This is a genomic window from Empedobacter sp. UBA1574, from assembly GCF_002322895.1.
Taxonomy (GTDB): Bacteria; Bacteroidota; Bacteroidia; order Flavobacteriales; family Weeksellaceae; genus Empedobacter; species Empedobacter falsenii_B.
In genome coordinates, this window is sequence record NZ_DCOI01000018.1 from 100,427 (window position 1) to 113,300 (window position 12,874).

The window sequence follows — 12,874 nt, forward strand, 5'->3', positions numbered from 1 at the left end:
TTAAAATTTAATCTACTTTTCTTCTTTTTTATAAATATGTGGATTTTCCACTACTCCTTTTTTAAATACTTTTCTAACGCCCATTCTTAGTGCGTTATCAACTTGTAAAACTTGATCCAAAACCTTTTGCTCTGGACGACCTCTAAATGAAGTCACATGAAAAGAATCTGTTTCTCTTAATGGTTCTTTAGAAAAATAATAATTTGAAACACATTTTCTAAAACCTTCAAACTTTATTGGAGAAACCGAATGCAAAGAATCATTATGCGTTGCCATTACCGCTAATCGATTGAATTTACTAAAAATCGTAATTTGATCATTTTTCAATCCATTTGGCCAAACTTCTAAATTACCACCATATTCTTCTTTCCAGTCTGGCGTTACATAATACAATAAATTCAACACACGCCACAATTCTCTTTTCGCATCGTGAGAATTATCCAGATGAGGCTGCAAAAATTGACGATTTCCCATCATAGACAAACCTCCAGCATACAAAGATGAATCTGGAATAGGTTGTTTTATTTCGCAAATCTCAGCAATCAAATTTACGATTCTCTCATCTTGAAAAGCATAAATAATTTCCTCTAAAATAGGATGATATTGATTCATTTGAACTGCAATATATTTATCTTCTTTCAAACTTTTTTTCAACACCATTTCTTTTTCTTGTGGAAAAACTTGATTTATCTCCAAAACTGATTCTTCTGGTAATAGATCATCAACCCAAAAATAACCGATCTTATCTTTGCTACTATTGTATTGTTGACTTATTTTTTCCTTTTGATCGATTAATCGTTGTAAAATTATATCTGCGAATTGATTTCTGTTCATAATCATAAAGTTAATTAAAAATTTGTTTCAAAATAATTTCGGCATTCAATTTATCATTCAAATCATATTCAAGCGTATCAATATATTCTTTTGACCCTAAAAAAGGTTGATTTTTTAAATGATTAATAGCTTTTATCAGCTCTGATTTATTCGAAACTTGAACACAAAGTCCACTAATTTTCTCATCATCTATCACATTTTCATTTATTATCGAAAAACGACTATTAAATAATGCATTTATCACTTTTAGTTTTGTTCCAGATTCCTGAAAAGACCAGGCTATATTAAGATGTGCTTTTTCGAAAAGATTTTTTAAATGATCAAAATCTTTCAATTTAACAAATTGTATATGTGGATGATTTTTAATTTTTGCTTTTACCCAATCCTCTCTGCATCCTGACGCAATAACGAAAGAATAATCAATTTCTTTAAAAACTTCTATCAAGAAATCGACTACTTTACAATTGTCCGAAGCTCTCAAATCTCCGTGATACAAAGCAAATTCTCCTTTTTCACTTAATGATTGAAAAGTTTCATTTCCATGAAAAACAGGTACAAATTTTCCTTTATTATATTTTTCTTGAATATAATTTTGTTCAAATTTAGAAAGTGTAAAAACTTCATCAAACTGGTGGATAATATTTTCGTATTGGATATATTTTTTTGCCTCAATATAAAACAATGCTTTTTTCACTAGATTCTTTTCGCTTTCAGCCAATCCGGAAAAATAATTTTGCTCAATATTATGTAGTCTCAAATATTTAGAATAACCTTCAAGAGTATATTTATTCAAAATAAATGTTGTTTTTAGACTTTCAAAAAAAATAGGAGCTTTCAACGATTTAATTCGTTCATACAATAATTTGCTATCCCTCGATCTTACTGAAATAGGATATTTCTGAAAAATATAAAAAGGCTTTTGATGTATTGGATAAAAATAAACTTCTTTAGCATATTTTCTTAAAACATCGCTTTCTATTTCATTAAACCCAAACAGATGTAAATGAATCTCAACCCCAAGTTGATGAAATGCTTTCAATTTATAAAAAACATCTATAACACCTCCATAATTGGGAGGAAATGGAACATCCATACTTATAAAATGAAGCTTATTACCTTGATACATTAGTCAGTTAATTATTTAACAAAAAAAGAGTCTACAACTAAGTAAACTCTTTCTTCAAAATTATATTGTGTAATTTATCTTATTCTGATATCGCTTCCGCAACTTCAAATAATCTTCCGTCTTCACAACGCACTTTACGCGCAGGATAGCGACGAATAATTTCATAATCGTGTGTAGCCATCAAAACTGCACAATTATTATCTTTCGATACCGACAACAATAAATCCATAATATCATTTGACGTTTCTGGATCTAGGTTTCCTGTAGGCTCATCTGCTAAAATTAATTCAGGATGATTTAATAAAGCACGAGCAATAGAAACACGCTGTTGTTCTCCTCCAGAAAGACGGAAAGGCATCATTTTCTTTTTTGACAACATCCCTACCGAATCTAAAACCTCATCAATACGTTTATCGATTGTAGCCTTATCTTTCCAACCTGTTGCTTTCAAAACGAACGTTAAATTTTGCTCAACTGTACGATCTGTTAATAATTGGAAATCTTGGAAAACGATTCCTAAATGTCTTCTAAGATCAGGAATTTTACTTGTTTTCAATGATTTCAAATCCATTCCAACCACAGAACCTTGTCCCGATTGAAGTGGTAAATCACCATAAAGCACTTTCAACAAACTACTTTTTCCACTTCCTGTTTTTCCAATAAGGTAGACAAATTCTCCTTCATTAAGTGTAAAATTAACGTCAGATAATACTAAATGATTTCTTTGATATATAGATGATTGACTTAACTCAATTACATTTTTAGCTTCCATACTTTTCTACAGTCTTTAAAACAAATGTAAAAAAAAAGCTTGAAAGAACGACCTTCAAGCTTATTTTTTATGAATTGTAGCGATTATCTTTTAGCTCTTACTTCACTAACAGTTAATGCTTTTCTTCCTTTCTTTCTACGAGCAGCTAATACTTTGCGCCCGTTTTTAGAAGCCATACGCTCACGGAATCCGTGTTTGTTTCTTTTTTTTCTGTTACTTGGTTGAAATGTTCTTTTACTCATCTTTACTAAGTTTCTAATCCATTACTCGAATGGGTTGCAAATATACAGTTATTATTATTAATTCAAAAATCAAATTGATAGAAAATTACAAAAAAGCTGAATTAATAGTAAACCGCGTTCCGTTCTACACTTTGTAATTTTCGAAGTGCAAATATAAAAACATTTTTTTGTTAAGCAAGAGAAAATTAAAACAATAACAATTAAAACTTATCAACAATATCATTTACGAGGATAAAACAAAGCTATTTTTAGAAGGATTAGAAAAGTTTCCTTAAAACTTTCATAAAACATCAAATATCTTGTTTTTATCAATCTTTTTTTAGCTTAAAATTCGTATATTAGCCACCTTATATAACAAAACAATATGACTGAAGGAGAAAGACTAATCCCAATTAACATTGAGGATGAAATGAAATCCGCTTACATCGATTATTCGATGTCGGTAATCGTATCTCGTGCGCTTCCGGATGTGCGTGATGGCTTAAAACCTGTACACCGTAGAGTATTATTCGGAATGTATGAATTAGGTGTTTTTTCTAATCGTTCTTACAAAAAGTCGGCACGTATTGTAGGGGAAGTTTTAGGTAAATTTCACCCACACGGCGACAGTTCTGTTTACGACACAATGGTACGTATGGCGCAACCTTGGTCTTTGCGTTACTTATTAGTTGACGGACAAGGTAACTACGGTTCTGTAGATGGTGATCCACCTGCTGCAATGCGTTATACTGAAGCAAGACTTCAAAAAATTTCAGACGAATTATTAGCTGATTTAGATAAAGAGACAGTTGACTTTCAACTAAACTTTGACGATACTATCCAAGAACCTACTGTATTACCTACTCGTGTTCCAAACTTATTAGTAAATGGTGCATCTGGTATTGCGGTTGGTATGGCAACAAATATGGCGCCACATAACTTAATAGAAGTTATTGACGGAACAATTGCATACATCGACAATCGTGAGATTACAATTGACGAATTAACACAATACATCAAAGCGCCAGACTTCCCAACAGGAGGTACTATCTATGGCTATGATGGTGTAAAACAAGCTTTCGAAACTGGACGTGGACGTGTTGTTTTACGTGCAAAAACTAATTTCGAAGAAGTACATGGTCGCGATTGTATTATCGCTACAGAAATTCCTTACCAAGTTAACAAGGCAGATATGATTGCAAAAACTGCTGAGTTGGTAAAAGATGGTAAATTAGATGGTATTTCTGAGATTCGTGACGAATCTGACCGTAAAGGTATGCGTATCGTTTATGTCCTTAAAATGGATGCGGTTCCTAACGTCGTTTTAAATAAACTATATAAATTTACTCAATTACAATCATCTTTCAGTGTAAATAATATTGCGTTGGTAAAAGGTAGACCAGAGCAATTAAATTTGAAAGACATGATTTATCATTTCGTAGAACACCGTCACGAAGTGATTGTTCGTCGTACGGAATACGAATTGAGAAAAGCACAAGAAAGAGCTCATATCTTAGAAGGTTACATGAAAGTAATCGGAACACAAGATGATCTTGATCGTGCAATTAAAATCATTCGCGAATCTGCAACACCAGACGAAGCGCGCACAGGGTTAATGGAAGCTTTCGAGTTATCAGAAATTCAAGCACGTGCAATCTTAGATTTACGTTTACGTACATTGACTGGTCTTGAGATTGATAAAATTCGTGAAGAGTACGAAGAAATCATGAAAATGATTAACCATTTGAAAGATATTTTAGCAAACGAAGATTTACGTATGCAAATTATCAAAGATGAGTTATTAGAAATTCGTAAAAAATATGGTGACGAACGTCGTACAGATATCGATTACGCAGGTGGAGACTTAAATATCGAAGATTTAATTCCTGATGAGCAAGTTGTTTTAACGATTTCTCACATGGGTTACATCAAACGTACACCACTTTCTGAATACCGCAAACAATCTCGTGGAGGAGTTGGTAATAGAGCCGCTACAACACGTGACGAAGATTTCTTAGAGTATATGGTTTCGGCATCTAACCACCAATACATGTTATTCTTTACAGAAAAAGGAAAATGTTATTGGATGCGTGTGTACGAAATTCCAGAAGGTTCTAAAACATCTAAAGGTCGTGCAATTCAGAATTTGATCAACATCGAGCCAGATGATAAAGTAAAAGCATATATCCTTACACACGATTTAATGAACGAAGAATACGTAAATAATAATTACGTAATTATGGTAACTAAAAATGGTATCATCAAGAAAACATCTTTAGAAGCTTATTCTCGTCCACGTGTTAACGGTATCAACGCAATTACAGTTCGCGAAGGTGATACATTATTAGAAGCTTTATTAACAGATGGTAAATCTCAAATTATGATCGCTTCTAAATATGGTAAAGCTATTCGTTTCGAAGACGAGAAAGTTCGTCCAATGGGTCGTACTGCTTCTGGAGTTCGTGGTATCAATTTAGGAGATCAACCAGATAATGAGGTTATTGGGATGATTGTTGTCACTGATGTAGAAAAAGAAACTGTATTAGTTGTTTCTGAACAAGGTTACGGAAAACGTTCTTCTATCGAAGATTATCGTGAAACAAATCGTGGAGGTAAAGGTGTAACAACACTTAATATTACTGATAAAACAGGAAAATTAATCGCGATTGAAGCTGTTACAGACGAAGATGATTTAATGATCATTAATAAATCTGGAGTTGCTATTAGAACTGGTTTAGATGAAATTCGTGTAATGGGTCGTGCAACACAAGGTGTTCGATTGATTAACTTGAAAAAGAACGACGAAATCGCAGCAATTGCAAAAGTACAAGTTGAAGAAGAATTGGAAGACGAAGTAGAACTTGATGAAGAGGGAAATCCAATTGTTATAGAAAACACAGACGAAAACAACGAAACTCAGACAGAAGAAACTACTGTCGAGGATCCAAATAATGAATAATCAATGAAAAAATTATTATTTAGTTTAGGTTTAGTTTTAGCAATGTCAACGTCATTTGCTCAAACTAATACAGAAGAATTAACAACAGAACCTACCGTTTTAGCTGAAAAATACAATAAATCAGCAAAAGAAAACTTAGCAAAAGGTGATGTTACAAAAGCAAGTCAAGATTTAGCAAAATTATCTAAATACGAAAACGGTAAAGTTTGGCAAGTCAAAAATAAAGACTCTAAAAAAGACGAATTTTACTATTCTCAAGCCGATTTAGATAAAGCTACAGCTGGTGGTAATTACGCAAAAGCAAAAGAAGTTGCTTTACAACCAAAATATGGTTTTTTGTTGCAATCTGAAGTTTCTAATTTAGCAAACAAAGAATTAGACACTGCAAACAAAGCAATGGACGCAAAACAATTTGCTGAAGCTGGAACAAAATTCTTAAATGTTTTCAACTTAGTTGAAGCTTTAGGTACAAAAGAAGATATCTACAAATATCAAGCAGCAATCTGTTTTTACAACGCAGCTGATTATGACAAATCGTTAACGATTTTGAAAGAATTAGCAGCAAAAGGATTCACTGGGAAATCAGCTAATCAAACAAAAGATTACAACCGTGATATGTATGTTTTAGCACTTAATGGATTGTACAATGCGAAAAAATACGATGCTATCGTAGAAGAAGCAACTACAAAATATCCAAAAGATGCTGATATCAACAATATCGCAACTGGAATTTACCAAGTTTCTGGAAACTCTGATAAAATGATAAAACGCATCGAAGAAGCGATTAAAATTAATCCAAACGATGCACAAAATTATTACAACTTAGGAGTTTTATATTTAGATGACGCTTCTAAAGCAGAAGAATCTAAAAACTTGTTCAAAAAAGCGATTGAATTAAATCCTAAACATTTCGAGTCTTACAACAATTTAGTTTTAGCTATTTTACAACCAGACAAAGAAATTGTTGAAACAATGAACAACAATTTAGGAACATCTAAAAAAGAGAAAGAAATTTACAATGCAAACGAAGTAAAACGCAAAGCTTTGTTTACAGAAGCAGCTCCTTATCTTGAAAAAATGTACGAAATTCAACCAGAAAATCGTCAAGTTATTCGTAACTTAATTCAAGCTTACAAAACTTTAGGAAACGATCAAAAAGAAAATTTCTATCGTGACGCTGAGAAAAAATTAGTAAAATAATTATTTCAATATTTTAAAAAGAAAGGACTTCAATTGAAGTCCTTTCTTATGCTTTATAATTCTGAATGTAGATTTAACGAACTTAGAACAAATCCCAATTTCTTAAATCTGGTAAAAAATGATGCGCTGTCAAATCATAACGAACTGGCACAACCGAAACATAACCTTCCTCTAAAGCACGTTCGTCTGTATCTTCACCTTTATCAAGATTTTTAAACTCTCCACTCATCCAATAATACGTTCTTCCACGAGGATCTTCACGTTTATCAAATTTTTCTTCCCATTTTGCATCAGCTTGGCGACAAACTTTTATTCCTTTTATTTCATGTTCTTTCAACTTCGGAATATTAACATTCAACACTACACCTTTTGGTAATTTATGTTTTAAAACTTGATCAATAATTGTTTTAATAAATTCTTCTCCAGCTTTAAAATCAGCATTATAAGCAAAATCACACAACGAAAAACCAATCGCAGGAATCCCTTCTATTCCAGCTTCTACAGCAGCAGACATTGTTCCCGAATAAATCACATTCACCGACGAATTCGATCCGTGATTAATTCCCGAAATACATAAATCTGGTTTACGAGGCAAAATTTGCGAAACAGCCAATTTCACACAATCCACTGGCGTTCCAGAACACGCATACTCTTTTACATCTTCATCAACTTCTATTTCATCACAAAACAATGTCGAATTTATTGTCACCGCATGTCCCATTCCACTTTGCGGACTATCTGGCGCAACAACATAAACTTCTCCAAATCCTTTTGCAATCTCTATCAACGCTCTTATTCCAGGCGCAGTTACTCCATCATCATTTGTAACTAAAATTAGCGGTCTTTCCATATTTTATTCTTACTTTTATTCATCATTTTTACAAATGTAAAAAACTTCCTTCTAATTTCTTTTTTGTTTTATATTTGAAGGAGTCTTAAATTATTAATTTATATAATACCAACGCAATATGTTAATTAAAAAAACGTATGTATTACTATCGTTTTTATCAATGAGTTTGCTTGCTTTTTGCTTTTGCAAACCCATGTTAGACACAGATGAAGAAAGAGAAAAGTTAATCGTAAAAAATACACGAAACACTCTAACTTACCTACATTACAAACCTGCTACTGTAGATGATAAATTTTCGGAAAATGTTTTCAACAAATATTTAGAATACATTGATCCAAGCAAACGTTTTTTATTGCAATCTGATTATGATTTATTCAAAAAAGATTATCACAATTTAGATGATTATTACAAATCAGAAAACTTAGGTTTCTACAATTCAACTGTTGATACAATCTACAAACGTATTGCTGAAGCTGAAAAATATTCGATGGATGCCTTGTCAAAACCTTTTGATTTTAATCAAAAAGAGAATTTCAACATCGATTATAAAACATCAAAATTCGCGAAAGACAAGAACGAAGCAAAAGATTTGTGGCGCAAATATTTGAAATATAACGTGATGTTAGAAATCATTTCAATGCAAGACGAATTAAAAGGTCAAAAGAAAGATACATTAGACAACTCTTCTTCTATAAAACCTATAAAAGATCCTTTGGCAGATGAGAAAAAGAAAATCACAAAAGATACGCCTTTTGCAGAAGTAGAAAAGATGGCGCGTGAAGAAGTTAAAGACTTGATTTCTGACTATTTCCGTCGTATAAAACAAACAAAACGCGAGAACTATTTTTCTATTTACATGAACTCGTTCACAGAACAATACGATCCGCACACAACATACTTCTCTCCAACAAGTAAAGAGGATTTCGAATTCGAAATGTCTGGACAAATGGAAGGAATTGGAGCCAAAATACAAGACAAAAGAGGTTACGCTACAATTGCTGAATTAATTGTTGGCGGACCAGCTTGGAAGAGCAATAAATTAGAAGTTGGTGACAAGATCATTAAAGTTGCACAAGGGAAAAATGGTGAAGCTAAAAACATCGTTGGGATGATTTTAAGCGATGCTATTCGCCTAATTAAAGGGAAGGAAGGAACAGAAGTTGTCTTGACTATTCAGAAAAAAGACGGTTCTCAACAAACAATCTCTTTGATTCGTGAAGTGATTGAATCAGAGGAAGTGTTTGCTCGCTCATCTGTTATTACGGACGAGAAAGGAGATAAATACGGAATCATCTATTTACCTGAGTTCTACACGCCAATGGGAAAAGAAGGCGGACGTTATCCTTCGGATGATATCAAGAAAGAAATTGAAATCTTGAAGAAAGAAAACATCAAAGGTCTTGTCTTCGATGTTAGAAACAATGGAGGAGGTTCTCTTGAAGAGGTAGTTAAAATCTCTGGATTGTTCATCAATCAAGGACCAATTGTTCAGGTGAGACGTTCGGACGGAATGCTTAAAATTCACGAAGACAAAGATAATTCTATCGCATACGACGGACCTTTAGTAGTAATGGTTAACGAGCTTTCTGCATCTGCGTCAGAGATTTTTGCTGCAGCAATGCAAGACTATGGTCGCGCTGTTATCGTGGGTTCTCCGCAAACCTTTGGTAAAGGTACTGTACAAACAATCTTGCCTTTAGATCGTCAGTCGGGAAGTGATGAGTTAGGCGCTATTAAGTTAACAATACAAAAATTCTACCGAGTAAACGGAGGTTCTACACAATTGAAAGGAGTTCAGTCGGACATTGCATTAGTTGATCAATTCACTTACGAAGATATCAGCGAAGCTTCTCGTCCAGAAGCCTTGAACTGGGATCAAATCAAACCATTAGTTATTGCAAAATGGCCTTCTGCTTTCGATTTAGCGAAGATTAAAGCGAACAGTAAAACTCGTTTAGCGAACAATGCTCACTTAGCATTAATGAACGAAAGTTTCAAGTTCATCAAATCAATGGAAGATGTAAAAGAGATTCCTTTGAACTTAGAAGATTACAAAACGTACCGTAAAACACGCGAAGATAAAATCAAGAAATTTGAAGCTTTAGACAAGTATAAAAACAATTTCAAATTTACAATGAATCAAAACGATTTGGCAACTACAAAAACAGATACTGTACTGAAAGCTAAACGTAACAATTGGTTCAAAGGAATGCAAAAAGACTTTTATTTAAACGAAGCTGTTAACGTTTTAAGAGACATTAAATAATGGAACAAGAAAACGGTTCATTTTCTCAAATCATATTCAATAAATTTAGAAAGAACACCCTTGGTGTTCTTTCTTTTAGTGTAATAGTATTAGCTGCAATCATTTCTATTTTTGCTTATGTCTTTGCATCCGACAAAACGGAAAATGCAAACAGACAAGACCTAACCATTGCATATTCACCTATAGGTTATCAGCAAAAAACAATCGAAATCCCCTTACCTAATTATTCTGGAAAAACGAACTTTTCTGATTTTATATTCGGGAAAGAGATCGATACCGAACAAATAAGTATTACATCTTACAAAAGAGATGGACAAAGCATTACCTATGTTCCATATATAGGGAACGGACTAAGTGGTGAAGCAGTAAAGATAGATTTGTCAACTTGGACAAAGCATAACATCAAAAATCAAGATATAGAGAAAGATTTTATCTACACAAAAACCTATTTACTTGGAACAGATTCTTACGGAAGAGACTTTTATTCAAGGTTAATTATCGGGACAAGAATTTCTTTTCTTATCGGGTTTATCGCTGTTTTCATTTCATTAGTTGTCGGAATCTCCTTGGGCGCTCTTGCAGGTTATTACAAGGGACGAACAGATAACATTATAATGTGGTTGATAAACGTTGTGTGGTCTATCCCAACATTACTATTGGTTATTGCAATTACCTTAGCTATTGGAAAAGGTTTTTGGCAGATATTTATCGCAGTTGGACTAACGATGTGGGTAGAAGTTGCACGTGTAGTTCGTGGACAATTCCTATCGTACAGAGAAAAAGAATTCGTAGAAGCATCAAAAGCTTTAGGATTTTCGGACACAAGAATTATCTTCAACCAAATATTACCTAATGTCATTGCTCCTATTATCGTTATATCTGCTGCCAATTTTGCTTCGGCAATTTTAGTAGAAAGTGGTCTTAGTTTTCTTGGAATTGGTGCACAACCTCCTACTCCGTCTTGGGGAAATATCATAAAAGAACATTATAATCATATTATTTTAGGGAAACAACATTTGGCAATTCTACCAGGGTTAGCTATTATGTTATTGGTTCTTGGGTTTAATATCTTTGGGAATGTATTGCGAGATATTATGGATATTAAACAATAAGAAGCTTATAAAGTTTTATACTTTTCTCTTTTTTATACTTTAAAACACAAGTTATATCTTTATCTATGTCTCTATGTGGTTAATATTTTATCTTTTTTAACCACATAGAGACATAGGTTAAATATTTATAAAGATTAAAATAGATATTTTATTTTCACAATAGATTTATAGAAGTTTATCATTATTAATCAAAGTCTATATTTCTATGTGGTTAATAATATATCTAAATAAAAAATAAAACTTTCCTTTTCTAACCACATAGATAAATAGGTTAAATATTTATAAAGATTAGAATAGACTTATAGTTTTCACTGTAGTTTTAATTAAGTTAATAACTGAAAATTTATAAACAAATCACAATTAATCAATTTCTATGTTTCTATGTGGTTAATATTTTACCAAAACAAAATTTAAAACCTATCTGTTTTTACAATATAAATACATCGGTTTAATAATTTGGAAGATGAGTAAAAAACTCATTAACATACGTTTTTTGTCCTTCATTAAATATGTTAAAACAATTGAAGTTGATTAATATTCCTTTTGGACATTTCAGTAGTTTCATATAAGTTAATAATTGAGCTTCATAAGCAAGAACAATATCTTGCACAGCTTTTAACTCAACAACTATACTATTTTCTACATAGAGGTCACAACGAAAATCAAGATCAAGTAGTTTTTCTTTATAGACAACTGGAATCTTCATTTCTGTGAGAAAATTTATTTTCCTATGATTTAACTCTTCTTTTAAGCATTGATGATAAACACTTTCTAATAATCCTCTACCCATTATTTTATGAACATCTATAGCAGAACCTATTATTTCATAAGTTAATTCATCTAAATATTTTTTAGTTTTCATAGTCTATGTTTCTATGTTGTTAATGATTATTCAATTGAGATATAAATAAACTTTTTATAAAACCTCCTTATCTTTTATATAAAACCTAAGGAGGTTTTAAACAAAACGTCAAGTGATTTTAATGAAAACCACTTGACGTTTTATATTTACTTCAATTAGAAGTTAGAAAAATTATCTCAACTATTTCTTTTTCTCATACTTTAAAGTAGCTAAAGTATCTCGTAAATCTAGACCAGGTCTAAAAAGTATTTTAGCACTTTTTATAGAAGAAGAATTTACTTTGTTCATTGCATCCATTCCTTCGCTACTTATACTTATTTGAAAAGAACCAAAATCTCCTAAGCGAACAATCTTTCCATCAGACAAATGTTTCGATAACATTTTAGCCAAATCAATCAATGTTGCATACACATCACTCTCACTAATAGATGAGGTTTGCGCAATTTCTTTACTCAAATTTCGAAGTGATACTTCACCATCTGCAATAGAATTTGCGTAGAACTTTTTAGGCGCCATAGGATCTCCTGGGTAAGCCTTCTGAATAACGTTGTATTTTACAGCCATAATTAAAAGTATTTACATATTAATAGTTAATTATCTCTAAGTTAATACTTTATATTTAATTAACAAAATAAAACTATTGATTATCAATAAAATACATTATATCATAAA

11 protein-coding genes are annotated in these 12,874 nt (G+C 32.1%); 4 read left to right on the top strand and 7 right to left on the bottom strand.

Features of this window, described 5'->3' with window-relative positions; genetic code table 11:
* Positions 1-12: 12 nt before the first annotated feature.
* From B3578_RS04480 to rpmH, 4 genes are all read right to left on the bottom strand, one after another.
* Positions 13-834 (bottom strand): 2OG-Fe(II) oxygenase, encoded by an 822-nt coding sequence (locus B3578_RS04480; RefSeq protein WP_291047122.1) that lies wholly within the window; start codon positions 832-834, stop codon positions 13-15.
* Between the two features lie 10 nt (positions 835-844).
* Positions 845-1,927, bottom strand: a complete 1,083-nt coding sequence (locus B3578_RS04485; RefSeq protein WP_291047123.1) for a glycosyltransferase — start codon at positions 1,925-1,927, stop codon at positions 845-847.
* 112 nt (positions 1,928-2,039) lie between these two features.
* Positions 2,040-2,732 carry a cell division ATP-binding protein FtsE gene (locus tag B3578_RS04490; RefSeq protein WP_291047124.1) on the bottom strand — a complete coding sequence of 231 codons (693 nt, stop codon included), beginning with the start codon at positions 2,730-2,732 and terminating at the stop codon, positions 2,040-2,042.
* A gap of 83 nt (positions 2,733-2,815) precedes the next feature.
* Positions 2,816-2,974 carry a 50S ribosomal protein L34 gene (rpmH, locus tag B3578_RS04495; RefSeq protein WP_019974979.1) on the bottom strand — a complete coding sequence of 53 codons (159 nt, stop codon included), beginning with the start codon at positions 2,972-2,974 and terminating at the stop codon, positions 2,816-2,818.
* A gap of 364 nt (positions 2,975-3,338) precedes the next feature.
* On the opposite strand from rpmH, the gene gyrA reads away from it, so the two are divergent.
* On the top strand, positions 3,339-5,912 hold the full coding sequence (gene gyrA, locus B3578_RS04500) for a DNA gyrase subunit A (RefSeq protein ID WP_291047125.1): 2,574 nt from the start codon (positions 3,339-3,341) through the stop codon (positions 5,910-5,912).
* 3 nt (positions 5,913-5,915) lie between these two features.
* Positions 5,916-7,112 carry a tetratricopeptide repeat protein gene (locus B3578_RS04505; RefSeq protein WP_291047126.1) on the top strand — a complete coding sequence of 399 codons (1,197 nt, stop codon included), beginning with the start codon at positions 5,916-5,918 and terminating at the stop codon, positions 7,110-7,112.
* A gap of 82 nt (positions 7,113-7,194) precedes the next feature.
* Here B3578_RS04505 and surE read toward each other — a convergent pair whose 3' ends face one another.
* Positions 7,195-7,962, bottom strand: a complete 768-nt coding sequence (gene surE, locus B3578_RS04510; protein WP_219033704.1) for a 5'/3'-nucleotidase SurE — start codon at positions 7,960-7,962, stop codon at positions 7,195-7,197.
* Positions 7,963-8,155: 193 nt separating this feature from the next.
* Between surE and B3578_RS04515 the strand changes: the two genes are divergently transcribed.
* Both B3578_RS04515 and B3578_RS04520 read left to right on the top strand, forming a co-directional pair.
* Positions 8,156-10,228: a carboxy terminal-processing peptidase gene (locus B3578_RS04515; protein ID WP_291047127.1), complete on the top strand. Its 2,073-nt coding sequence runs from the start codon at positions 8,156-8,158 to the stop codon at positions 10,226-10,228.
* The gene (locus B3578_RS04520; protein WP_291047128.1) at positions 10,228-11,340 is read left to right on the top strand and encodes an ABC transporter permease; all 1,113 of its coding nucleotides are present in this window, start codon (positions 10,228-10,230) and stop codon (positions 11,338-11,340) included. The genes B3578_RS04515 and B3578_RS04520 overlap by 1 nt, the downstream gene beginning before the upstream one ends.
* A gap of 448 nt (positions 11,341-11,788) precedes the next feature.
* Here B3578_RS04520 and B3578_RS04525 read toward each other — a convergent pair whose 3' ends face one another.
* Positions 11,789-12,202 carry a GxxExxY protein gene (locus B3578_RS04525; RefSeq protein WP_286494745.1) on the bottom strand — a complete coding sequence of 138 codons (414 nt, stop codon included), beginning with the start codon at positions 12,200-12,202 and terminating at the stop codon, positions 11,789-11,791.
* 180 nt (positions 12,203-12,382) lie between these two features.
* Positions 12,383-12,766 carry an HU family DNA-binding protein gene (locus B3578_RS04530; protein WP_280045253.1) on the bottom strand — a complete coding sequence of 128 codons (384 nt, stop codon included), beginning with the start codon at positions 12,764-12,766 and terminating at the stop codon, positions 12,383-12,385.
* Positions 12,767-12,874: the final 108 nt, after the last annotated feature.